The organism is Mariniradius sediminis (genome assembly GCF_021491425.1).
GTDB classification, from domain to species: domain Bacteria; phylum Bacteroidota; class Bacteroidia; order Cytophagales; family Cyclobacteriaceae; genus Mariniradius; species Mariniradius saccharolyticus.
In genome coordinates, this window is the sequence record NZ_JAKEVZ010000004.1 from 225636 (window position 1) to 250275 (window position 24640).

Consider the following 24640-nt stretch of genomic DNA (forward strand, 5'->3'; position numbering starts at 1 on the left):
ATTTCATTTTAGGAGGTTTCCTGATGTTTTTTTGATTTCAAGATCGGCTTTCAGGTAGTCGACCATGCTGCTGAGGTAATGCTGCTGCGCTTCTCTCAGGGTATTTTCTGCCAATAATACCTCTGTAAGGTTGACCAAACCCTCCCTTTGTTGTAGCAGGGTTCTTTGGTAAACCGACTCGGCAAGCCGAATTTGGCCTTGGGCAGTTTCAAGCTGCGTTTTGGAAGCCTTTAGCTGAAGCTGTGCGTTTTCGTACAGCATGGAGGTTTGCGCACTTATCCATTCCTTTTGGAGCTGTTGGTTTTCGAGTTCAATTCGCTTTTGCCTTATTTTCTTGTTGGTGATTGTACCATTGAAAACTGGGAAATTGAGTTGAATGCCTGTGAAGCTCACGGGGTAGAAATTCAAGAAGGATTGTGGGTCGCCTGTGAAGCCAAAGCCGGTTCGACCGTAGCTGCCATAAAGGGCAAGGGTAGGGATTCGGGTATTTTGCAGCGTCTTGAGTTCCTGTAGGGTAAGTGCTGCCTTTTTTTCTTGGATTTTATGGTCGAGGCTTTTCTGGAATTCGCCATGGTCGGAAATAGCACCTTCAATATCCATAGGGACATCAATTTCTCTTTCCGAGTCTAGGCCAATTACAAATTTCAAAGCATTGAGCACCGACTGGAATTGGCTTTGTGCCTGCGTGATCGCGCTTCTTAACTGTGTCTCCTGTAGGACTACTTTGTCCCAATCCGTGCGCTGTGCGAGTGTCTGTTCGTAAAGAAGCCGGGTGTTTTTTTCCAGTCGCTGACTATTCGCCAAGTTTTTTTGAAGGAAGTCCAGCGTATTTTTCAAGATCTGCGCATTGTAGTACAGATTGGCTACTTCCAGATAAACTTGTTCTTTGGTTTTCTGTGCCTGCAACGAGGATAGCTCCTGGAGTGTTTCTGATGCTTTGATCGCTCCGGTAACCTGCGGGTCGTAAAGGGGCATTTTGAATCCGAGGTTCGCACTGATATTGTGTGGAACGCCAAATTGGATTTCCTTAAATACTCCTTCCGGTCCGCCAAATGCAGATTGGGGCATCAATTGGATCGGAAGCTCTGTGAAGTATCTGTAATCGCCCTGTAAAAACACCTTGGGTAAAAGCGAGGCTTTCGCTTCTTGGTTTTTAAGCACCGCAATGTCCTGGTTATTCTGGGCGATTTGCAGCGTTTTATTGTAGGCCCAAGCGGAATCGACACATTCATCGAGGGTCCACATTTTTACCTGTGCACTTACGGGCGCACTGGCTAACAGAAGTCCAATTAGAACGCTCTTCTGTATGTAAATATTTACTAACATATAATTGAAAATTTTTTTAGGACGCCATCAAGGTCAACAACGCCGCGATCATGTTTTTTCCCTGACGGATGATATCAAACTGAAAATTGGCTATTCGCCACTTGAACATTTGCAGGCGGAATGAGCCCATGATGATATGAACGAGTTCTTCCGTAGTGATCGCCTGTGTAAACGTACCGGACTGCTGCCCTTGCATGACCAAGGGTGTAAGGTATTTCATTTTGACCTGCATGAGGTCCAATATCGCTTGGTTGATTTTATAGCTTTCCTCCAATAGCCCGTCCGAAAACACAGCGACAACGAAATGGGGATTGTCTCTGAAAAACTCGAATTGACTTTGGAATATCGCCTGAAACTTCTGTTGAGCCGAAGTATCTACCATGTAAATGCGTCCAAGTCTTTCGTCCATGTTGGATTTCAAAAAACCGAGCAATGCAAGGATTATTTCCTCTTTGCTATCGAAATGCCTGTAAATGGCTGCTTCGGAAAATTCCATTTCCTTTGCAAGGTTTTTGGTCGTAAGTCCACTTAGGCCTGCTTGGGTGAGGATTTTTCCTGCCGCGTTGATAATTTCCTTTTGTCTTTCCGAGACTTCCATTGGCATATGTGAATATTCACTAACAAAGGTACCGTATTTTTTTCAAGCCAAAAATTTTGATGAATTATTTTTTTATCGCTTGTTGATTTTCTCAAAGGCAGGATAGACGCCGAGGTTTATCCTAGTTCGATTGAATCGTTAGTCACCGCGGTTTCGAATAACCTGCAAATAGGTTGAGTCGTTCCTAGGTAAAGATTTCATATTTAGAGCGATTTCCAATTATTCAAAAAGCATCCCTTTGCAAAAACAAGTTCAGAACAATCTGATTCCGAAATCAAAAAATGGCCGCACATTTTGTTCTTCTAAAAAATTGTTTTTTATTTCGGATAAAATTGTCTGAATAATGAAAGTCCTTTCCCAAACCAGTAAATACGGTATTCGCGCACTCCTTTATATGGTGTCCCATCCAAGTGGGTCGGAATACATGAGTATAGGCGAAATCGCTCGGGAAATAGACCTTTCCTTTCACTTTCTGACCAAAATTTTCCGGGAACTCACCGCTAAAGGCATCCTTTATTCATACCGTGGCCCCTCTGGCGGCATAGCCTTGGCAAAACCCGCCTCAGAGATCATGCTCGTTGATATCGTGTTTGCCCTCGAAGGGAAAGACTATTTCGACCAATGCCTGCTTGGTTTGCCGGGATGCGGACACGCCAAGCCTTGTCCGGTCCACGATTTCTGGAAGGACGTCAAGCATGACATCCGTGTACATCTCAGTGGTACCAGCCTGCAACACCTATCTGAAAAAATAGTCTCAGAGGAGGTCCGCCTCTTGCTGTGATTTTTTTTCTTCATAAATAAGAATAAATACTCCGAAATATGAAATAAACTTTACTGCACAAAACCATGAAATCCGAAACTACCTTTCTGCATTACCTGATGAAGCCCAAAAACTGGTGGGTTCCCATTGGTATCATTTTCCTGGTCAGCATCATTGGGCTGGGATTCATTGCCTATCAGACCTATGAAGAGGCACCACCAATCCCTGATTTTGTGGATGAAAATGGTAATAAAGTCATGAGCGAAGCCGAAATCTTGAAGGGGCAGGAGGTTTTTCACCGGTACGCACTCATGGAATACGGCAGCATGTTTGGGGACGGGGCACTTCGTGGGCCTGATTTCACCGCCCAAGCGCTGAATGTCCACGCCAAGGCAATGAAGGAATACTATATAAAAAATCTCCCCAATTATCAGGGGCTTCAGGAACTCGGTGAAGCAGCCGTCACTGGAAAAGTACAGCAGGAAATAAAGGCAAATACCTATCAGCCAAGCGATAATTCTGCGGTTTTGAACTCGGCGCAAATTGCCGGCGTTCGGGCGGTGGAAGATTTCTATGTGCGTGTTTTTACAGATGCAGGTTTTGGCGAGGCGTTCAATCCCACCGGATATATCCAAAACGAGGAAGAAATCCGGAATTTGGCTAGATTCTTTTATTGGGGCGCTTGGGTATGCAGTGTGCAGCGTCCGGGCGAAAAATACAGCTATACCCACAACTGGCCCTATGATCCTGAGGCGGGTAACGTCCCAACCCCCTCCACTATGATTTGGAGTATTGTAGGGCTTTTGGGTTTAGTGTTGGGTCTTGGGATTGTGATGTACTATTACGGCCAGTTTGAGCAGCTGAACCAGGAGTATTATTCCAAGGGCGCGTCCGAAATGGTCACGGAAGAAAAGCTCCATGCCTTTACGCCAAGTCCCACTCAGCGGGCAACTTTCAAATTCTTCTATGTCGCGATTCTATTGTTTTTGGTTCAAGTCCTAGCTGGGGTACTCACTGTGCACGACTTTGTGGGCTTCACAAAGTTCTTTGGGGTCGACCTTCAGGAGGCGATTCCGGTGACGATTTCGCGTAGCTGGCACGTCCAATTGTCGCTTTACTGGATTTCCGCCTGCTGGGTTGGGATTTCGTTTTTTGTGTTGCCTTTGCTCGCTAAAAAGGAGCCCAAAGGACAATTGTTGTTGATCAATTTGCTGTTTGGGATATTCTTCGTGATGGTGGCCGGTTCATTTGTGGGGATTTTCCTCGGCCCAAAAGGCATGTTGGGATCCTATTCCCGCTGGTTGGGCCACCAAGGTTGGGAATTCGTCGAGTTGGGCAGGCTTTACCAATATTTCCTCTTGGCCATATTTGCACTTTGGGCCCTGATCGTCTATCGGGGAGTAAAAAATACATTTCGCCCTGGCATGCCCTGGGCCTTGCCAAATTGGCTGGTGTATTCGATAGTCTGTATCCTGATCCTGTTGATGTCAGGATTTGTGGCAAGACCGGAGACTAACTTTGTGATTGCTGACTTCTGGCGCTGGATGGTGGTACATATGTGGGTGGAGGCGTTTTTTGAAGTGTTTACGACGATCATCGTCGGATACATGATGGTAATGATGGGCTTGGTCAACCGACAGGCTGTTGTGAAGGTGGTCTATCTGGCGGCTTTGTTGTTTTTAGGTTCAGGTCTTTTGGGTATTTCCCACAATTTCTATTGGAATGCAAAGCCTGTCGGAACCTTGGCCTTGGGGAGTGTTTTCTCCACCCTTCAGGTAGTGCCATTGATCCTATTGACTTTGGAGGCATGGAAGATGCAGAAAATGCCGCATCTCTTGGAGGATAAGTCCAACGGACGCGGGCGGTCTTCGTTGTTTGCCATGCCAGGAGTGTTTCTCTATATACTCGGTGTGACATTTTGGAATTTCTTTGGGGCGGGCGTATTTGGTTTGATCATCAACCTTCCTATCGCCAATTACTACGAGCACGGCACCTACCTCACAGTCAACCACGGGCATGCTGCTTTGATGGGCGTGTATGGCAATCTGTCCATTGCAGCTTTGCTGTTTTGCCTGCGGTATTTGATACAGCCCGAAGCCTGGAATCATCAATTGATCAAAGCGTCGTTCTGGTCCATCAATCTCGGCCTTCTGCTGATGGTCGTCTTGGATTTGTTTCCCGCCGGGATCCACCAATTGGTCACCGTGATGGAAGAGGGGTATTGGTATGCGAGGTCGCAGGAGTTTATCCAAGGCACTGAATTTCAAAGCATGACTTGGCTTCGCATAGTGGGTGGCTCGATATTCTGTGTGGGAGGTTTGTTCCCGCTCACTTGGTTTGTGCTTCGCAGTGCGCGGTATGTCAAAAAGCAAGGGCCTTTGAACCTAAGTGAAATCGAAAAAAATGAAGAAGAAGTAGTGGAGGTAGTTTGATCGCCCAATATCAATGCCAACGGGAGATGTCCGTTACGGATGTCTCCCAAATTCCGAAGAGCAAGTTCACAAAAATCAAAAAACAAATAATTGAAATTCTATGTTCGATTCGCATGATTACGAAGTAAGTGTCCATTGGAAACATGGACGGGTGGGAGAATTGTCTTCACCCCATTTGGATAACACGGTGACTTGTGCCACGCCGCCTGAATTTGAGGGAGGGGTACCCGGAATTTGGTCCCCCGAACATCTCTTTGTCGCAGCGGTAAATTCCTGCCTGATGACGACATTCCTTGCGGTTGCCCAACATTCGCGGCTGGAATTTGAGGGCTTTACCTCCCATGCCAAAGGGAGGCTTTCCCGTGAAGATGGCAAATTCCAAATGACGGAAATCATCCTCAGTCCTGAACTTTCCCTGCCGCCCCACGAAAATCCCGAGAAGGCGCTCAAGGTTTTGGAAAAAGCCAAAAAGGCCTGTTTGATTTCCAATTCCATCCTTACGAGGGTTTTTATGGAGCCGAAGATTTTCGTGAAGGAATTCCAACCCTGAGAAATATTGACTGACATACCTTTTTCATCCCAAAAGGCCGGGCCATTGGCTCGGTTTTTTTTCCTTTTTCTGATAGCTTAATTCCTCCAAACCACCTCAATTTCTTGGCTGGAATAGTCATCGAGGACTTCATTCTTTAAACTTTTGGGAAGTGGCTCCAAGGTTTCGGATTCAGCGACGAAATGCTGTAGGAAATATTTGCCGCGATACCCGAAAGCCGCTAGTTTGCCTACCATCTCGTGCAGGTCTGTTTTTGAAAGTAGCCCCGCGTGCACTGTCGTGCGGACTTCAAAGGGAATGTTGGACGAAAGGAGCAGCAGGAGGCTTCTTTCGAACTCTGGAAAAAGTGGCCTATTGGTAATCGATCGGTATTTGGCAGGCATGGCTTTGAAGTCCAAAGCCACGTAGTCCACCAAACTGTCCTCAATCAGGCGGCGCACCACATCGGGTTTGGATCCATTGGTATCGACCTTGATGCGCATGCCGATTTTTTTGACTTCGGCCGCAAGCCATGGTAGGTCGGGGTGAAGCGTACATTCTCCGCCGCTGAACACGACCCCGTCGAGTAGGGTTTTTCTTTTATTGAGAAAAGTCAATACTTCCTTAAACCCGATCTTGCCTTTGCCTTTGACAATCTCGGGATTGTAACAATATCCGCAGCGCATATTACAGCCTGCAAACCATAGGATGCAGGCTGTCTTGTCTGGATAATCCAATAGCGTAAATGGACTGATGCTGAATATGGGCCTAGGATCGGTCACCTTTTTCTTCGAAATGCGTACGCTGTTTGTGTTCGCCTTTTTTGCCGATGTTGAAGCTCTCGACGGGTCTGTGATAGCCCATGACCCTGGTATAGACAAGGCATTTTGTTCTGGATTCTGTGTGCTTTTCAAGGATGGATTGTGTTTCAGGATAGGTTTGCATAATCGTTTTGGTTTTGGATTTTTTGGACTAGGATTTCATCGCATTTTGGGCAGAACTCGTGCTCGCCATTGAGGTAGCCATGTACCGGGCAAATACTGAATACCGGCGTGACTGTGATATAGGGCAACTTGAAGTTGGTCAGTACCTTCTTTACCAGATTTCGGCAGGCTTCGGCTGTGGATATTTTTTCCCGCATGTAGAGGTGGAGGACTGTGCCTCCTGTGTATTTGCATTGGAGCTCATCTTGGTGGAAAAGGGCCTCAAAGGGGTCGTCGGTAAAGTTGACGGGCAGTTGGGAACTGTTGGTATAGTAAATGTTTTCCTCCATGCCGGCCTGAATGATTTCGGGATACCTTTTCCGGTCTTCTTTGGCAAAGCGGTAAGTAGTTCCTTCCGCAGGTGTTGCTTCGAGATTATATAGGTTGCCCGTTGTTTCTTGGAATTCCCGCATTCTGTCACGGATATGGTCCAAGATATTTGCCGCCAACTGCTGGCCTTCGATGGAAGTAATGTCAGACTGTCCTTCTGTGAAGTTCAAAATCATCTCATTCATCCCATTGACCCCAATCGTAGAGAAGTGGTTGCGAAAATGTGGCAGGTATCTTTTTGTGTAGGGGTAAAGACCCCGATCGTACATTTCCTGTATGAACTTCCGTTTTTTCTCCAAAGTGGATTTGGCCAAGAGCAGCAGGTGGTCCAAGCGTACTATCAAGGCCTTTTTGTTTCCTCGGTAGAGATAGCCCAACCTAGCCATATTGATTGTCACCACGCCAATGCTGCCGGTCATTTCTGCCGATCCAAAGAGGCCGTTGCCGCGCTTGAGCAATTCTCTCAGGTCGAGCTGAAGCCTGCAGCACATGCTTCGGACAGCATTTGGCTTATAAGCATTCGGGTTTTCGACTTTGTAGCCGTTTTCGTCAAAGGTGTACTGGCTGCCGATGAAGTTTTGGAAATAGGAGGAACCGATTTTGGCCGTGTTTTCAAAGAGCAAATCCGTATTCTCCCCATGCCAATCAAAGTCTTCCGTGATATTGACCGTCGGGATTGGGAAAGTGAAGGGTTGTCCATTTGCGTCTCCCTCCGTCATGATCGTGTAGTAGGCCTTGTTGATCATGTTCATTTCCCGCTGAAAATGTCGGTAGGTCATATCTTCCAAACTACGCACACCGCGGTTTTGGGCACTTTTTTCCAATTCGCCATTACTGAGTCCCCTTAAAAGGTGCAGGTTATTTTTCGTGGGGATTTGGTCGGCCAAGTCGTTGGGTACCACCCAGTCCAAAGTAATATTTGTGAAGGGGGATTGACCCCAGCGGGCAGGGACGTTGAGGTTGTAGACAAAGGAACGGATCGCCTTTTCCACGTCTTTTTGGGAAAGTTGATCTTTGAAAACATATGGTGCCAAGTAGGTGTCAAAAGAACTGAAAGCTTGGGCGCCCGCCCATTCGCTTTGTAAAATGCCGAGGAAATTGGCCATTTGCCCCAATGCTTCCCGGAAGTGGGAGGGAGGCCGACTTTCCACCCGACCGCGCACGCCGTTGAAGCCTTCGTTGAGCAGCACCCTTAGACTCCAGCCAGCGCAGTACCCCGTTAGGCAATCCAAATCATGGATATGGTAATCCCCGTTGCGGTGGGCATAGCCTTCCTCTTTGGAATACACCTTGTCCAGCCAGTAGTTGGCGATGATTTTTCCGGCGACGTTGTTGACCAGGCCGGCATTGGAGTAGGAGGTGTTGGCGTTGGCGTTTATCCGCCAGTCGGTGGCGTGGATATATTCCTCTATGGTTTGGGTGCTATCGACATAGGTCGTATCCTCGTTGAGGCCGGCGACATGTTCGCGTTGGAGTTTTCGGGTATGTCGGTAAAGTATGAATGAACGCATGACTTCAAAAAAACCGGCATCGAAGAGTTCTTTTTCGATCAGGTCTTGGATCTCTTCGACGGCCCAAGTGGTCTTTTTACTAAGCCCTTCGAGGATTTTTCCGAATATATAAGGGTCATAAGCTTGGTGGACGGAGTTGAAGCCTTTGACCAAGGCATCTTTGATTTTGTAGGATTCGAAAGGCACAAAGGCACCGTTTCTTTTGATGACAAATTGATCCATAAAGGAGTTGGGTTGATGGTTCTACATTTAAAACTTATCCAAAGTAGAAATAGGCCATTTTTTCGAGTATGGAATTGGTCATGATTCACGGTGATATAAATCATACTTTTTTGTCCTAAATAAAATTGCGTTTAAAACTTGAGTTTCCGAGCTTGCTATTCTTTTCTGATGATTTTTTGGACTAAGTAATTCAACAAGGTAAAAAAGTTAAGTTTAAATACGATTTGGAATCACATGCCTTGTCTTCAAAGTTAAGGCCATTTTCCATGACCAAAATCACCTTTAATTACCCTCTAAAAATTCTTCTTTCCCAAAAATGGCGGATAGCTTTGTCCTTTTATTGGCATGGCCTGTTCGGGTCAATCGCATCAAGTTCAATCTGCGTACCATGAATACATTGCATTCCTTCCACATCCCGGTCATGGGACTGGGCTACACGGTAGATTCACCCCTCAAAGTCGCCCGATTTGGTATTTCATCCGTCGTTTCCATCATGGACGACCACCTTCTAGAGGAAATGCGGAGAATTTACAGCCGCAAGGGCGGGATTCCTTATCAATATATCGACGAAAAGGAGGAGGATTATCGGGCAAAAAGAATTACCGCCTACCTCGATTTTCTCCACGAGAGGGTCGAAGCCCATATGACGGAAATGAAGTCCCAATCGTTTGGGGCAGGGGCGGATATTGACAAATATTTTGAACTGCTGCCGAGTGAAAACCCGCTTTTCAACCTGTATCACGAGATGCTGGGCGCCAAAGGTCCAGAACGTCTGGCCTTGGAGGAATTGTTGAGAAATGCCATTCAGCCCGGTGCGATCGATGTCAACATCATGACCAAGGTGGACAAAATCAACAGCGATAAGGAGGGGAACGAACTTCCGAGGGAATTTTCTGATGCGCTGTCAGCCTTGCGCGGATTTGCCATGAGCAGCGTAGACGGTGCGGTCGTTTTTTCTGCTGGTCTGAATCCGGCTTTGTACAGCTATGCGGCACAGTTTGCGGGGTTTTTCCCGGATCAGTTTGGAAGGATTACCAAAAGAATCATCCTTAAGGTATCCGACTATCGCTCTGCACTGATCCAAGGAAAATTCCTTGCGAAAAAGGGCCTTTGGATTTCCGAATTCAGGATCGAGTCGGGATTGAATTGTGGCGGGCATGCCTTTGCAACCGAAGGTTTTCTGGCTGGGCCGATTTTGGAGGAATTCAAAACCAAAAGGGAAGCACTCAGCCAAGCACTGCATGCAGCTTGTCAACAATACCTTTCCGATACGGGAGGATATCTGCTTCCTACAGAAATCCAACCGAAAATCACTTACCAAGGCGGGCTTGGAACCGCAGCCGAAAACCGTTTCCTGACTGAATACTATGCACTCGATGGTACTGGATGGGGAAGCCCGTTCCTACTTGTTCCCGAAGCCACTTCAGTGGATAAGGACACGCTGGATCGCTTGATTCAGGCCAAGAAGTCCGATTTTTACCTCAGCCATGCTTCTCCGCTGGGTGTTCCTTTCAACAATCTGCGTACCAGTAGTGGCGAGCAGCAGCGGGTCGAAAGGATCGAAAAGAACCGTCCGGGCAGCCCTTGCTACAAGAAGTTCTTGGCCTTTTCGAAGGAATTTTCGGAAAAATCCATCTGCACCGCATCCCGGGAATACCAAAATCTCAAAACCAAACTTTTTGAAAGGAATGAGATTTCAAGGGAACAGCTAGATGAGACTTTGGAAAAAGATTGCCTCTGCGAGGGACTCAGCGCTCCTGCAATCCTGGCACTTGGAGAAACGCCCAAGAGAAACCTCAAGGCCGTCACTATTTGCCCTGGACCTAATTTGGCATATTTCAAGGGCGTCTTCAGCCTTCGAGAAATGGTGGATCATATATATGGAAAGATCCAGATTACCATCGATGCCTCCCGTCCCCATGTATTTATCAAGGAGTTGGAACTTTATGTCGCGCATCTGCAAAAAGAAGTGACAAAGGCGCTACCCGAACCTACAGCCAAATACGAGGCTTATTTGTCTAAATTCAGGGAAAACCTGACGGCGGGCATCCAGTATTACAACAAACTTATCGACGAAGTCAGCTTAGACGCGGAGGAAGTCATGCTGCAAATGAAGGAGCAGTTACGATTCCTCCAAGAACAAATCGAAGGCTTGGTCCCCAGCGTATCCTGAGTACTGATCGAAGTTTTGATTTTAAGCATTGATGGAGAAAATAATAACGGATAAATTTGTCCTTTTATATTTTCTTTCTAATTTCGAAGCATCAAACAAAGGGAGAACCTATCTCCCTTTTCTTTGGAAAAAATAAAGGATAAAAATATCCCCTATTTGTTATGAAAGTTCTCAGACCCATAATGGTATTTCCACTGGCAGTCGCTGGCTTGCTAATGGGGGTTTTGGGAGGATTCAATCGCCTTGGATATGTAGGTTGGATTGTCCCTGAAGCTGCTGCCGGGCATGGGTTGTTGATGGTTGCAGGATTTTTAGGCACTTTGATCAGTCTGGAAAGGGCCATGGTGATGCAGGCAAAGACTTGGATGCTGGTTCCGGTCTTCAATGGTCTGAGCATTGCGGTTGTGCTGCTGGGGTTTTCGCAGACAGGATCCGTTTTGTTGATTTTGGCAGGCCTTGGTTTGGTGGCAATGATGTACCTGCAGACGGTCAGGCATCCACTGATGCATCAATATGTGATGGCTGCCGGCGCGGCATTTTACCTTATAGGTATTGTAGCTTGGGTCCAAAAAGGCCTGATTGCCGCGGCAGTTCCTTGGTGGATAGGTTTTGTATTCTTTACCATCATTGGTGAGCGATTGGAACTCAGCAAGTTCCTGCCAACTCCGACTTGGGCAAAAAAGGCGCTTCTCGCCATACTCGGTCTTTTCTTTCTGGGTATGTTGTTGCCTTTCCATGGTCATGGCAGGTGGTTGATGGGATTTGCGGCGGTGGCGGTTTCTTATTGGTTGCTGCACTTTGACATGGCAAAAATCGCCGCCAAAAAAGAAAAGCAGTTTCGCTATATCGGTGTAGGCCTTCGGGTGGGTTATGTGTGGCTGACGCTGCATGGGCTCGCATTGTGTTTTCTGGACAACCACGGGTTTTTCTACGACCTATACCTGCATACCTTCTTTTTGGGATTTGCATTTTCGATGATTTGGGCGCATGCGCCGATTATCCTGCCAATGGTGCTGAACCTTAAGCTTTCCCTGTACCATTCGGTTCTGTGGATTGGGTGGGTGGTATTCCAGCTATCGCTTTTGGGAAGAGCCCTGGTCTCGCTCATGGGTTGGGCGGAATTGCGGCTCTTTTTCGGTATCGTCAACGGCCTAAGCATTCTATCAATGTTTGTATTGATGGCATTGATTGTCCTGTTTCGAACCATTGGCGCAAGAAAGGATTTTGTCCGATTGTCCCACCGCCAGCTAAGAAACCATTCTGGTTTTCCGAAAAAGAATCCCAAGATTTCCCCTCAGGATTCATTCAAAAAAAATTTAAATCCATTTGAGGTTGATAATCTTAACAGTATAGAAAGGATCGGTTCTGACCCGTTTTCCCAATGATGCCATGCTGAGAAGCATCTTCCATATCGCCCTTGCTGCCCTCATTCTCCTGAATGGTCTCGGGTATTCGCTGATTCAGGCGGATTTTCTCCTCAATCAGGAAGAAATAGCGGCGCTTTTTTGCATCAACAAGGAAAAACCCGAGCTCGCTTGTGAAGGTAAATGCGAACTCGAGAGGAGATTGGTCGAGGCACAAGACCACGAGGAAAAGAAACAACAACTGACCCAAGAGGAGGCACAGATATATGTTCTACCCAGCCATTGTACGGCACCTCAGGTCATCTGGAAAGAAATTCATCCTGTATATGGGGTTTGGGATGATGATGAAAACGAATTGTTGGAAGCATTCGACTTTTTCCATCCCCCCAGCTTTTCCAGATTTTTGGTTTGGTTAACTCAGGCCTTGCCCTGATGAGAACCCTCATTTCACCCAATTAACACATTGGCTGGACCACCTTGTCCTTTCCGATCATCTCAAATTCCAAAATCATGAAACCGCAAATACATTTTCCCCTCCGCCTACTTTTGGTGGTGCTGCTTCTGTGCATTTTCAATTTGCCATCCTTTTCCCAAACAACCCGACTGCTTCGTCTGCTAGACCAAAAATCCGGTCAGCCGATCATTGCCGCTACCTTTCATCACGACAGCCAACAAGGCGTTTCCGATGAAAACGGCCTGATTTCATTTGTTTTGGTTGAAAATGCCAGGCTACAACTCAGCCATGTTCTCTACGGGAAATGGCTCCTGACGCCAGAGGAACTCATACTTGCCTTGGAGCGAGGAAGTGTTTCCCGCACAGAACAAGTCATCAATCTGCAACCTGTTTCGGTTATTTCCCTGAAAATGACCAGCGAAAAAGACGACAAAATCCAAATCTCCGACCAAGAGCGACTCCACCACGATGCGGGGGCGATTTTGAACCTCAATCCAGCTGTTGCTTCTATCCGAAAAAGCGGCGCATTTGGCTTCGATCCGGTGATGAGGGGCTTTAAGTACGAGCAACTCAATGTCGTCGTCGATGGACTTCAATCCGCCAACGCCGCTTGCCCAAACAGGATGGATCCGCCGACCTCGCAAATTGCACTCAATCGGATCAAGCAAATTGAAATCCTCAAAGGTCCACATGCTTTACGTTATGGAATTGGATTGGGTGGTACCATCAATTTCATCCAGGAATCGCCCAATTTCAATCCCTCACCAGGGGCCTACGGAAGACTCTCTTCGATGTACGAGTCCAATGGACAGGTTTTCAGAAATGAGGGCAGGGTTGGTTTTTCGGGACAAAACCATGACATCGGAATCCTCGGCTCTTGGTCCCAAGGATCGGATTATTTGGATGGCAACGGGGCAGTCGTACCTGCCGAATTCCGAAGAGGAACGATTGGATTGTACAGTGACTTCAAATTGAACGCCAGCAATCTCATCCAAGTAAACGTGAACCGCAACTTTGCACGCGATGTGGATTTTCCGTCCTTGGCCATGGATTTGAGGTCTGACGATACTTGGATGGGCAATGTCCGCCATACCCGATTTTTTAGCGGAAGGCCGCTCCAAACATGGACCACCTCGGGCTATTTCACTTTGGTGGACCATTTTATGGACAATTTCAGCCGCGAGCTCAATCCCCGCATGATGAATGCGAGCACAGCAGCCAATACCCAGAATATCGGTGCCCGGACTGAAGGTTTCTGGTTGCTTGGTAAGGGGAAACTCTATGGGGGAGGCGATTTCCGGCACGAAGCCGCTCAAGGACAGAGAGCCCGGGAGTTTTTGATGGGGCCCAATATGGGTAAAACCATGTACGACAATGCATGGCAGGATTCAAGGATCGACAAATTGGGAATTTTTGCCAGCTACCAACTTCCAATCGGGATATCTACCTTGAGCTTGGCGGGCCGACTCGATGCCAATAAAGCGCAAGCCCATGACGTTGCGGTGGAATTCACCCAAGTCAATCAAGACGCCGAGATCATGCAATTGAATCCCGGACTATCGGTCGGCCTGCAGCGTGACTTGGGCAATCATTTTCATGGCGGTATTTGGTTGGCAAGGGCCAAGAGAAGCGGCAGCTTGACCGAGCGTTTCATCAATTATTTCCCCGTTGGTGTGGATCCCCATGAAATGGTAGGGAATCCTACTCTCCTGCCAGAGACCAACAATCAAGCGGATTTGATTTTGGGCTTTCACAGCAAAAGCATTGAGGCCGAAGTCAATTTCTTTGCTGCCTACCTCACAGATTACATCACTGCGGTAAAGACCGACCTGAAACCCAGGATTGCCACAAGTCCCGGCGTCCGGCAATTTGTCAATGTGGATCAGGCGCTGAAAACAGGTTTCGAACTGTCCTTCAGACAAAACCTCGCTTGGGGTTTGAGTCAGCAGATGATGGTGGCATATACTTATGGTCAAAATTTGGTTCTCTCAGAAGCCCTGCCGGAAATCGCACCCTTGGACTTGCGGTATGCACTCTTGGGTAATTACTTTGACGGAAAACTGCAAGCTGCCGTGCGACTAAGGCATGTGATGGGGCAGGATCGCGTTTCCGAGAGTTTTGGCGAAAAGTCAACCCCCAAATTCACGCTCTTTGATGTGGATGCCAGCTACAACTTTACAGCAAATATCGGAATGAAGCTCGGGGTACAGAATCTATTTGACCAGGCTTACTACGAGCACCTCAATCGCCCCATCGGAACCAATCGGGTTCCCCTATACGCGCCAGGGCGCAACTTCTACGTGATGTTGCGATTGACTTTGCCCTGACCATAGGCGAAAAAGAAAATCCGGCCAGATCATGACCGGATTTTCTTTTTGTTCGATTATCATCTCGGGACCTATCCCAAAGCCACATCCAAGATCATCATGATCGTAAAGCCCAGCATAAACCCGAGTACGGCCAAGTCGGTGTATTTGTCCCTTTGGGTTTCGGGTATAACTTCTTCCACCACGACGAATATCATCGCCCCCGCTGCAAACGAGAGCGCAAAAGGGAGGATATTTTGCATGTAAATCACCGCCACCGCACCAAGTACACCGGCCATGGGCTCGACTATTGCGGAAAGCTGCCCGTACCAAAAGCTCTTTACCCGGCTTACGCCCAGGCGCCGAAGCGGCATCGATACGGCCATTCCTTCTGGAATGTTTTGGATACCGATACCGATCGCAAGGGCGATGGCCGCCGATACCGTGGTACCGTCCAAATGCTCCGCGGCGGCACCAAAAAGAATTCCTATAGCCAAACCCTCGGGAATGTTGTGCAGGGTAATGGCCAGCAATAGCAACGTTGATTTATGCCAATTGGTCGGTAGGCCCTCGGTCTCGTTTTTGCCGAAATTGATGTGGAGGTGCGGGAGAAACTTGTCCAGCGAGAATATGAACAATCCGCCCAGCAGGAAGCCAAATGCCACAGGCAACCAAGGCATGCCACCGTATATCTGTTCGGCGTATTGGAGACTGGGATTCAGCAGGGACCAAAAGCTCGCGGCGATCATTACCCCTCCCGTGAAACCCAGCATCGTGTCAAAAACCGCACGGTTGATCGTCTTGAAAAAGAGCACCACCGACGCACCCACTGCGGTCATCAGCCATGTGAAAATGGTAGCAAATAGAGCCGCTTTGACGGGACCCAGTTCGACAGCCAAATTTTCCAATGTCTCTATCATTGCACTTGAAGGAATGGATTTGAAAAAGCCTTTTGCCCGAAGGTAGAAAAATCGGCGGTATCTAAAAAATCAGTCCCCAGCCTTGATGTAAATCCAGCCTTGTTCCTGCTTGATGACCAACTCCAAGATCGCGGATGGCACGAATCCGGCCAGCGGAAGAAAGATGTCCTTGGTCAGGTTGCGCTGCTTGAGGGTATTTTCACAAACGACAAACACCACTCCCCTTTTGCTCAAATCTTCCAAGGCCGATTGGAAGGCATTATTGTCCTTCAGCAGCAAATCCACACCCATGCCATGTGTCACGACTTCGATTTGTGCATTTGGCGCGGCCTCGAGGATATTGTTGAGTTGGCGGAGAAACTTCTCGTGCGTGGCAGCCTGCCCATTGGTCAGTTGGAAGATGATTTGATGGTTGCCGGAGGAGACAATCTGTGCCATCGCAGACCAACCGGCAAATAGCAACACGAGGAGAAGGAGGGATCTTTTCATATCGGATATTTGAATGAAAGATAGGGAATTGACTTGAACCCTGAGAAAGGTATCGCAAATTCAACATAAATAGAAAGGGCGGACCAGGGAATAAATATTTAGATCTGTCAGGTTTCGAAACTTAACGGGTCTACCAATGACAGATTGGTGAACCGTCACCCTGAGGAACGAAGGGTCTCCTTAATGTATGGGGATGCTTCCCTCCGCAAGCTACGGTTCAGCATGACGGACCACAGATGTCATTGCCTTTCTGTAAATGCCAGATTTAAAAACCCGGAATGAGGCGTTAGCTTTTTGCAAGCGCCTTTTGGGAAACCATTGAAATGGTTTTTGGGTATAGATGCGAAATAGCCCCCATAGCCCACAGTTAAAAACTTGGGCTATGAATGAGAACACTAAATGGATTCATCCATTTTTTTAGGTTTTCGCGGTGTTAGATACAAGGTCTTCGATCTCCAATTTGGTCCTGAGCCAATTAATGAGACCGATCAACATTAGTCGGTAAATAGCCGACCCGAGTCGCCCCAGAACCGACAGGAGTAGGTAAAGAGCCAACACGAGTCACCTTGGAGACGACACGTGTCAGAAAAAAGCCAACACGAGTCACCTCAGAGCCGACAGGAGTATGTAAAAAGCCGACACGAGACGCCTCGGAACCGAAATGAGTCAGCAAAGAGCCAACATGAGTCACCCCAGAGCCGACACGAGTCGGTAAAAAAGGAACAGCGGTACCCTTGGAAGTGCCTATTTGGCTGTTTTCTTTGCCAAGAGATTAATAGCTTCTAGGTCCGGTTTGTCGGCGAGAGTAAACGAAAAGATCCTTTTGGTACTTTCTTCGCCTGTCTTTTTTTGGTAGATTTAGCAATCAAGCCAGCCAAGCCTTGCAGCGGCAATAACCATTTTCAAACTGATTTTTCACATTCATAACCTACAACTCGCCATGAAAAGACCACACTATTCCTTCAATTTGCCTAAATGGACATTCATCGTCCTGGTTTTTGTTTTTTCGGTAAGCCAAGGATTTGCACAGAGAAGATCTTGGACCGAGCAGGAATTCCAAAAGGCCCTGAACAACGCCTATAACAAGTTCAAAGACCTCAAGGAAGGCGCCAACGCCGACTATATCCCGGTCTTGGCAGAAGTCGATCCGGAGTTGTTTGGACTTGCTATCGTGACCGTAGATGGTAAAATCCTCACGGCGGGCGATGTCAATACCGAGGTTTCCATCCAGTCGATTTCCAAGGTATTTACCATGGCAAGGGTGATCGAGGATTTTGGGCCGCAAATCATTCAGGACAAGGTCGGTGTGGATGCCACCGGTATGGTGTTCAACTCGATCATCGCGATCGAAATGCACAAGGGCCAGAAGATCAACTCCTTCGTCAATCCAGGTGCTATCGCGACCACGAGCTTGGTCAGGGGCAATACCTATGATGAAAAATGGAGCCTTATCAAGGGAACTTATGACGATTTTGCCGCCCGGACATTGGATATCAACCAGGTGGTCTACGAGAGCGAAGCGGCAACAAATCAGCGCAACCAGGCGATTGCCATGCTTCTCAACGCTTATGGCAGGATGTATTGGGATCCGATCCAGACCACAGACCTGTACACCAAACAATGCGCTGTCTCGGTCAACGTGAAGGATCTTGCCGTGATGGCAGCGACTTTGGCCAACGGCGGCACCAATCCCATTACGAGCAGGACGGTTGTTTCTTACCAAACGGTCGCCCATATCACTCCCGTCATGGCCACTGCCGGTTTGTATGATGATTCGGGGCAATGGATCTACAATATCGGCCTGCCAGGCAAAAGCGGCGTGGGTGGAGGTATCATTGCCTTTTTCCCGGGACAATTTGGCATTGCAGTGATTTCCCCGCGCTTGGACGTCGCCGGCAACTCGGTACGCGCACAACAGGCCATCAAGTATATCGTGGCCGAACTCGGAGCCAATCCATTCTACACCGTTCCCAAAACAGGTAAAAAGTAGGCTTTCCGATTCGAATGATCCGTGAATCTAGAAACCAAATTGGGCCTGAAAGCGAATCGACGATTGCGCGCCATAATTGCTCGGAACAAATCCCAATTGCCCATCCGGTGATACCGTCGTTTGATCGATCGGATTGGTCAGGTGGTTGAACTCGAGCGTGAAGCGCACCTTGTTGTTGAAGAAGAAAGGATAGTAGCTGATGCCGGCCCCGGGCGCGGCATAGTTCTTTAGCGGTGTCGCTGAGGGCTGGTTTCCCTTACCCACAAAATCAAACCGCGCATAGGTAAACAGTTGGTTGTCCAGCCAATAGCCCAAGGTAGAGTAGAAGCCTTCCCGATAATATTCCTGCCCAACTCCCGGTTCGAAGCGTGTCCAAGTCCTATTGTAGGCACTGAAAAAGTGTATTCTTTGCCCTTGTGTGCTGAAGTCAATGTTTACCTGGGTTCCTCCGTTTGGTTCGGTTTGGATGACTTCCTTGTCAAACCGGGTTTGGTTTCCGACCGAGAATCCCAAGAGCATGCCGTAATCGAATTTGTTTTTGCGACCGACCATATCATCCCATCTACCCCAAGACCCACCCAGGATATTCCATTCTCCTCTTGCAATCAGGGCCACGTCAGAAGCCGCCGGTGCCGGGAATTCCTGTCTGCCACCATACGAACCATTGCCGACTGACATGTAACTTCTGAATTTTTCGCTGAAGATGTGCCGCCATTGTAGGCCAAATGAACTCCAGATGGCAAACTCAAAATCCATTGCGCTGAATTCTATCGCCGCCAAATCCAGGGGATACATCCAATCCTCCAAGCTGAGTGCCATAAACTGCCGCCCAAAGCGGAACCAGTTTTTGTCGTTCAGATTGTATTGGATATAGGCCGCAATCAACTCAAATTTTCCCGATGGGTTGACATTGGTACGCAGGTGGTAGTAAAACCTATCGGTCAAGTTTCCTTCCAAAAATGTCCTGAAGCGACCGAGGTTATAGCCCGTGGCAATTCCGCTCACATCATCCGGTGTGTTGTGCAGCAAGGCCATGTTGTAGCGTACCTGGGCGTAGGCAGAAATGTGGAGGGTATATTGTCCGTCCTTGCTTTTGATAAAAAAGGGATGGTAGAGCGATGGGTCAAAGCCCGCCGTTTTGGTTGTATCCTGAAATGCCCCCGGCGGCGTGTATCGGTACCTAAAGCGCTGCGGATAACGGTCCGCTTCGGATTGGGAGCTTACTTTTTGGACAAGAAACAGTTGGAAGATTACTGTCAAAACCAGGAGAATCTGAGGTGTCTTCATGGTCGCAAAGTTTGGTTAGTGTGGCATATGGAAAAAATGTTCGAACTCGTCAGTATACCTAAATTTAGGAGGAACGGAGGCGAAATCAAAACCGATTCGACACCTTCGGCTTCATGAGCTTGGTTTTTTCTTTTCGGATGCTTTTCTCCTTAATGAGGTTACCGTCCGCGCCCTAAATGGTGAGAATTGACTTGCTGCGGCTGTTTTGTGGAGCCGGCCCAATGTTGTTGATCCATTTCAACAATAAACAAAAGTGAATAAATGTATAATCTTTTTTAATTAAAGATTTCTTTATAAAATCCGAACCTGTACGATTCCTTTCCGTGATTGTGCCATAAAGTGTATCAAACTTTGAACAAAGGCCTTTACCAAACTAAAGCTGGATGAAACTACGGATATTGATTTTGATCGTGCTGCTATCGACAGGCATTCTCTCCGCTCAGGAGTCACAACCACGTGAGACCCTACTCGGTCAAAATTCCTTCAAAAATGTCGGATTTGCCGTTACAGCAGGAGTTGCCGGCGCCTCCTTTGATGGTGCCAGTGTATTGGTCGGGATGAGTCGTGCCGGCGCGGTGTTCAGCGACAAGATCGGTATCGGTGGATTTTATAACTTGTCCTTGAATGATTTTGTGCCTGAATCTGAAACCGATCCTAACACCTACATGGATTTCAGATGGGTTGGGGGGTATGTAGAGTACACTTGGCGGGCGCACAAAAAGGTCCACTTCACCTTCCCGCTCTTGATAGGAGGCGCAGAGTTGGAGTTGGACAGGGAGGGCCCGTCCTCTACCCAATTTGGCGAGGCCAATTTCCTCCTGGTGGAACCATCCGCGCTGTTGGAGCTGAATCTCACGAAAAATATCCGCTTGCTCGCCGGGGCGGGTTACAGGTTTGCGGGCGATTTTGCCTATCGAAGTATTGAAAGCGCAGACATTTCGGGATTTTCCGGGCAGATTGCCCTTAAGTTGGGAATTTTCCCTTGAAAATAACCAATCACAGCACACCTATTTGGAGAAGCTTTTTGGGAAACAGAAAAGTTTTCCCTTGCCAATTGGAGTTAATTTTGCTTGAGGGAGATACTTTAAAAAACGAAAAAACCTTTGCTCTCCTCCTTCGGCTAAGTATAGACTTTAGGTAGTGGATTGGATAATATTTGAGATTCAGCCCTTCTTTCAATACCATCCACGTTAGCCATTGGGATACAGCTTGCGCCTACGCCAAATTTCACACAGATGGGGAGGAGGATAGGCGAAATCAATACTTAACTATCCGATTTTACTTGATACGACCGAGGTGATTTTGTTGATATTTTGGTTTTCGGTTGCGAATTTGTAATTAATTTGCCCATTAATCCGCTGTATCACTATAAATGGAAAAAAAACTCACCAAAGGCATCAAAACCCGTGAATTGATCTTGGATAAGGCGAGGGAGGTGTTCAATGAGGAAGGGATTTTTTTGACGATCAATGAGTTTTCGCGGAAAATAGGGATGACGTCCGGACGCATCACCAACCATTTTCCTACCAAAGAGCATTTGTTTGTGGGTCTCTCCGAACAATATGAGGCCGAGATGGCTGAGGTGACTGCCGCACATCAGTATGGACCTGACCTTACCTTTGGGAAATTGGCGGCGCTGTTTTCAAAAGTAATGGACGTGCAGTATAAGCATCGCTCGGTGATCCTTTTTTTCTCCGTGATGCATCAATCCCAATCCGTGATGTTGGAGCAATTGCTCAAAACTTGGCTCAACCGTCAGGCGCGCTTGGAGCGGTTAGCCAATACTTTGGTGAGTCTAGGCCTGTTAGATGAAAGTATCCTTAAACCGGAGGAGTTTGCTGTTTTTAGGTTTCAGTATGTAAATCTGTTCACTACTTGGATGATCTCCTATTCTTTGTATGACGCAAAGAAGAGCTTCAAATCCATAAAACCCATCTACCTGAAGGGCATTTTCAGAGCGTTTGAAGATTACCTTACAGAAAAGGGTAGGATGCAATTCGATTCGATCGAATACAAGTAAGCTTGCTGATCATCGTTCGATTTTTCTCAGGATCCCTTCCCCATAGTTGCGAATCATCCCCGTCACCTCAAAATTGGACATGTGCAGCATCGTGATTTTATGAAGCGGCACGATGACGATCTCGCCTGTCGTAAAGGATGGGGCTTCCGGGATCATCAAAGTAGCCCATTCTTCGTTGCTTTCCACCAAGAAACAAACCTTTCTGATTCCTTCGTCTTTGAGCAAACAGGGCTTGAGGACCTTATCCTCGGAATCTTCTCCCAGATTCACCAATGCCTTGTAAAACTTGAATCCAGGCACATAGAACAACAGCTTGGATTCAAAATTGACGAGGTACCTGCGGAAGGCCCGTCGCCTCAACAAAAAACCAATCAGGAAGACAAAGAGGATGATGACGGACAGTCCAGACCCTTTTGGGTATTCCTCGACGCCGATGTTTTTGCCCATTTCCTCCAGTGCGGGCAGCATGCTGGACAGTATGAATTCGATGATTTTCCAAAATATGTATCCGATGGCTGCAAATGGCAACAGGAAAGACAGGCCGGTCCAGAATGTGACGATGAAGTCTTTAATGGGTTTTTTGAAAATCATGGAAATCCAGAAGGAACGCTTTGTTTACTGCTAATTAGGTACAAGCCATCGAATTATCCTCAATAATTCAAGCGCAGGTTGTTGACAATCAGGGTGCTGTTGACACCACCTTCAAAGTTTGCCCCCTCTGCGCTGGATGCTAAAACAAAACTGAGATGGGTTACCTCAACATTGGCATCTGCGAAAAGCCCATTGGCCGGAAACCAGTGGGCAGGAGAACCGGAAGGCAGTGTGCCATAAGTCAAAGGGATCGTGATTTCCTTGGGTTCGCTAACGGTATCTCCGCTTCTAAACCATGCGGTAGCGACGCGGCGGACAATGTTTCCTTCCCTGTTTTCAAGCAAAAGGTAGATGTCTGCTTGGTCTTTTTTGGGCAAAACCTGTCCTGATCCGTTTTTGTAAACTGCTCCAGGAGAATACGTATAGCTGATTGTAAAGCTTTTTGGACGCGCGGTGAATGGGGTTCCAAACTTGGCGGAGTTCAAAGGATTGGCAATGTCCAAGACAAAATCGCCGGTAAACATCGATCCTGCTGCCATGCCTTGTTTGAGTAATTGAGCCAAAGGACCCAAATCACGGGTGGTAAGCTTTGCCCCAAAATCGCCTGTACTAATTTCCGTTTTTTCGACATTCGCGGCACCAAGGGTCACAACCCCGGCATTGCCCGATGCCCAAATGGTATTTACGTCCTTTCCGGGCTCGAGGTAGTTTTTTCCTGTTGGGGTATGCCAATCGTCAAACCCGGAGTTTTCGAGTTGGGGTGTTTCTGTTTCTTTTTGGATGATGATGCGGTAGTTGACCATCGAACCGTCTTCGGCGGTGACTTGGTAAAACACCGGTTGTCTGAAATCCACCAAATCCCCTTTGCCAGGGGCGATGCTGGCATAGGAACTGAGGCTGATCGAATCCGCAAATAACCTCGAAACATCCACCTTAGCGCCCACAGTAATTCTGATTTGTAGGCTGTCGTTTTGGATTTGGGTATTGCCAACTTGTCCAGGTACCGTAAAGTACAGGATTTGCTTCAAAGAGGATTTGCCAAAATGATGCTCATCCAAGCAGGAAAACGTCAGCAGCATCATGCCAAGGACAAGTCCAAAGGAAAAGAGTTGTTTGGTCGTTTTCATAGATATACTGAGAATCCGAGGGACAATTCAAACAGGTTGATCTTCAGGCTAAGGTCATTGGAGACCACTTTGGAGTCGGGCAGGTTGGTGGCGGTTCCCCGTGTGACGGAGTTGCTGAGTCCAAAGGCACCGACATTGACCTCAAAGCCGAAGTTGCGCTGCACAAATACCAGCATCCCTGGGCGCATTTCCAGTCCATAATAGACCGAACTGGAAAATGTGCGCGTGAGGATTTGGTTGGTGGTTACTTCTTTTACCTGACTGCCATATCCGATTTGGATTTCGGTAGGGACGATGATGTAAAACCTGTTGCTTGTCCCCAAAGGAATAAAATTCTTAATGTAGGGACGGAAGGCCATTTGTCGCTCGGCAAGCCTGACGTCAGAGATGGTGCCATCGCTTGCTTGTTGGGTGCTGATATCTTTGGTGCTTCCGTACAAAAGGCCAAGTCCTATACCGAGGTTGTCCTTGATCGCATAGCCGGGGTCGAGCCGTATTGAGAACGAGCGACGGTCATCATTGAGATAGGTAGCGAATAGCTGTCGGTCGTTTTCAGCCCGTTTTTGGGAGGCAGAGAGACTCAAGCTACTGAACCAGGTACCTTTGGTGATAGGCACCCCGGCAGACTCGGATTTTGATTGTTGGGAAAATAGGGGATGGGCTGCGCATACCAGCAGGCAGAGCCACAATGTCCTCATCAGCATGTTCATATTTTTCGGAAAGATTGAGAAGACTCCCTTTTCTGTGATGCAAATACTTGGGAGAGACTGGATTATTTCTTGTTTTCGAAAAGCGATTTCTTGGTCTCGAAGTCAACGATCGCAGCGACAATTCCCGCAACAATCCCCGCGATAACGGCTGCAATGGGCAGACTGACTTCCACCTCACCCGCAATTCGCTGGAGCAAAATCGCAAAAATGACGACCAGTCCGAATGCATACACACTGTGCTTCAGTGCCTTTACAAAGAATGTAGGGAAATAGGAGGGCTTGTTTTCGACTTTCGTTTGGAAAAACGCGATGGATGTCAGGATAAATGCCAAGGAAATGGCCAATGGTACAGCGCCTGAAAAAACGGTATGGCTTGAAGAAGATATTTGGTCTTGTGTTAGCAGCATTGTTGGATGGCTTTTGTCCAGAATAAACCAATTGATGATGCCGTTGATGACTGCATTGACGACGCCGTTGATGGCGGCTCCTTTTTTGATTTCGTTGAGTGTCATGGGATC

Annotated in this window: 22 protein-coding genes; 10 read left to right on the top strand and 12 right to left on the bottom strand. The window is 47.6% G+C overall.

The annotated features are described in order from the left end of the window. Positions 1-3: 3 nt before the first annotated feature. Together L0U89_RS07060 and L0U89_RS07065 are read right to left on the bottom strand one after the other, a co-directional pair. On the bottom strand, positions 4-1326 hold the full coding sequence (locus L0U89_RS07060) for a TolC family protein (protein WP_234860886.1): 1323 nt from the start codon (positions 1324-1326) through the stop codon (positions 4-6). 16 nt (positions 1327-1342) lie between these two features. Next, positions 1343-1930 carry a TetR/AcrR family transcriptional regulator gene (locus tag L0U89_RS07065; protein WP_008625313.1) on the bottom strand — a complete coding sequence of 196 codons (588 nt, stop codon included), beginning with the start codon at positions 1928-1930 and terminating at the stop codon, positions 1343-1345. 337 nt (positions 1931-2267) lie between these two features. Here L0U89_RS07065 and L0U89_RS07070 point away from each other — a divergent pair, with 337 nt between their 5' ends. The 3 genes from L0U89_RS07070 to L0U89_RS07080 all read left to right on the top strand — a co-directional run bounded on the left by L0U89_RS07070 (position 2268) and on the right by L0U89_RS07080 (position 5666). Next, a complete protein-coding gene (locus tag L0U89_RS07070) occupies positions 2268-2705 on the top strand; it encodes an RrF2 family transcriptional regulator (RefSeq protein ID WP_040479246.1) in 438 nt (145 codons plus the stop codon). 65 nt (positions 2706-2770) lie between these two features. Then, positions 2771-5116 (top strand): nitric-oxide reductase large subunit, encoded by a 2346-nt coding sequence (locus L0U89_RS07075; protein WP_234860887.1) that lies wholly within the window; start codon positions 2771-2773, stop codon positions 5114-5116. Positions 5117-5216: 100 nt separating this feature from the next. Next, positions 5217-5666 carry an OsmC family protein gene (locus L0U89_RS07080; RefSeq protein ID WP_008625305.1) on the top strand — a complete coding sequence of 150 codons (450 nt, stop codon included), beginning with the start codon at positions 5217-5219 and terminating at the stop codon, positions 5664-5666. 77 nt (positions 5667-5743) lie between these two features. Here L0U89_RS07080 and L0U89_RS07085 read toward each other — a convergent pair whose 3' ends face one another. From L0U89_RS07085 to L0U89_RS07090, 3 genes are read right to left on the bottom strand one after another with little or no spacing between them, the layout of a single operon-like run. Further along, complete coding sequence (locus L0U89_RS07085; RefSeq protein ID WP_234860888.1) at positions 5744-6427, bottom strand: anaerobic ribonucleoside-triphosphate reductase activating protein; 684 nt, start codon at positions 6425-6427, stop codon at positions 5744-5746. Next, complete coding sequence (gene nrdD, locus L0U89_RS20460) at positions 6414-6590, bottom strand: anaerobic ribonucleoside-triphosphate reductase (protein WP_008625303.1); 177 nt, start codon at positions 6588-6590, stop codon at positions 6414-6416. The genes L0U89_RS07085 and nrdD overlap by 14 nt, the downstream gene beginning before the upstream one ends. After that, entirely contained in the window at positions 6574-8691 is a 2118-nt protein-coding gene (locus tag L0U89_RS07090; protein ID WP_255777842.1) for a ribonucleoside triphosphate reductase, read from the bottom strand. Before L0U89_RS07090 ends, nrdD begins: the two co-directional genes overlap by 17 nt. A gap of 388 nt (positions 8692-9079) precedes the next feature. Here L0U89_RS07090 and L0U89_RS07095 point away from each other — a divergent pair, with 388 nt between their 5' ends. The 4 genes from L0U89_RS07095 (at position 9080) to L0U89_RS07110 (ending at position 15009) form a co-directional block, all read left to right on the top strand. Continuing rightward, positions 9080-10864 carry a hypothetical protein gene (locus tag L0U89_RS07095; protein WP_234860959.1) on the top strand — a complete coding sequence of 595 codons (1785 nt, stop codon included), beginning with the start codon at positions 9080-9082 and terminating at the stop codon, positions 10862-10864. Positions 10865-11025: 161 nt separating this feature from the next. Further along, positions 11026-12249, top strand: a complete 1224-nt coding sequence (locus L0U89_RS07100; RefSeq protein WP_234860889.1) for a DUF8744 domain-containing protein — start codon at positions 11026-11028, stop codon at positions 12247-12249. Between the two features lie 4 nt (positions 12250-12253). Further along, the gene (locus tag L0U89_RS07105) at positions 12254-12661 is read left to right on the top strand and encodes a hypothetical protein (RefSeq protein WP_234860890.1); all 408 of its coding nucleotides are present in this window, start codon (positions 12254-12256) and stop codon (positions 12659-12661) included. A 77-nt stretch (positions 12662-12738) separates the two neighbouring features. After that, positions 12739-15009 carry a TonB-dependent receptor domain-containing protein gene (locus L0U89_RS07110; RefSeq protein ID WP_234860891.1) on the top strand — a complete coding sequence of 757 codons (2271 nt, stop codon included), beginning with the start codon at positions 12739-12741 and terminating at the stop codon, positions 15007-15009. 71 nt (positions 15010-15080) lie between these two features. Here the strand turns inward: L0U89_RS07110 and L0U89_RS07115 are convergent, their stop codons facing one another. Both L0U89_RS07115 and L0U89_RS07120 read right to left on the bottom strand, forming a co-directional pair. Next, entirely contained in the window at positions 15081-15908 is an 828-nt protein-coding gene (locus L0U89_RS07115) for a ZIP family metal transporter (RefSeq protein WP_234860892.1), read from the bottom strand. A 69-nt stretch (positions 15909-15977) separates the two neighbouring features. After that, positions 15978-16397: a DsrE family protein gene (locus L0U89_RS07120; RefSeq protein WP_234860893.1), complete on the bottom strand. Its 420-nt coding sequence runs from the start codon at positions 16395-16397 to the stop codon at positions 15978-15980. Between the two features lie 940 nt (positions 16398-17337). On the opposite strand from L0U89_RS07120, the gene glsA reads away from it, so the two are divergent. Then, positions 17338-18387 (top strand): glutaminase A, encoded by a 1050-nt coding sequence (glsA, locus tag L0U89_RS07125; protein WP_234860894.1) that lies wholly within the window; start codon positions 17338-17340, stop codon positions 18385-18387. Positions 18388-18414: 27 nt separating this feature from the next. On the opposite strand, the gene L0U89_RS07130 is transcribed toward glsA, so the two are convergent. Then, positions 18415-19674 (bottom strand): putative porin, encoded by a 1260-nt coding sequence (locus L0U89_RS07130; protein ID WP_234860895.1) that lies wholly within the window; start codon positions 19672-19674, stop codon positions 18415-18417. 383 nt (positions 19675-20057) lie between these two features. Between L0U89_RS07130 and L0U89_RS07135 the strand changes: the two genes are divergently transcribed. After that, entirely contained in the window at positions 20058-20660 is a 603-nt protein-coding gene (locus L0U89_RS07135; protein WP_234860896.1) for a hypothetical protein, read from the top strand. Between the two features lie 386 nt (positions 20661-21046). Further along, entirely contained in the window at positions 21047-21694 is a 648-nt protein-coding gene (locus L0U89_RS07140) for a TetR/AcrR family transcriptional regulator (RefSeq protein WP_234860897.1), read from the top strand. Positions 21695-21703: 9 nt separating this feature from the next. Here L0U89_RS07140 and L0U89_RS07145 read toward each other — a convergent pair whose 3' ends face one another. The 4 genes from L0U89_RS07145 to L0U89_RS07160 all read right to left on the bottom strand — a co-directional run bounded on the left by L0U89_RS07145 (position 21704) and on the right by L0U89_RS07160 (position 24634). Next, positions 21704-22285 (bottom strand): DUF502 domain-containing protein, encoded by a 582-nt coding sequence (locus L0U89_RS07145; protein WP_234860898.1) that lies wholly within the window; start codon positions 22283-22285, stop codon positions 21704-21706. Between the two features lie 59 nt (positions 22286-22344). Further along, positions 22345-23412, bottom strand: a complete 1068-nt coding sequence (locus tag L0U89_RS07150) for a PCMD domain-containing protein (RefSeq protein WP_234860899.1) — start codon at positions 23410-23412, stop codon at positions 22345-22347. Further along, entirely contained in the window at positions 23409-24110 is a 702-nt protein-coding gene (locus tag L0U89_RS07155; RefSeq protein ID WP_234860900.1) for a hypothetical protein, read from the bottom strand. The genes L0U89_RS07150 and L0U89_RS07155 overlap by 4 nt, the downstream gene beginning before the upstream one ends. A 74-nt stretch (positions 24111-24184) precedes the next feature. Next, positions 24185-24634 (bottom strand): hypothetical protein, encoded by a 450-nt coding sequence (locus L0U89_RS07160; protein ID WP_234860901.1) that lies wholly within the window; start codon positions 24632-24634, stop codon positions 24185-24187. Positions 24635-24640: the final 6 nt, after the last annotated feature.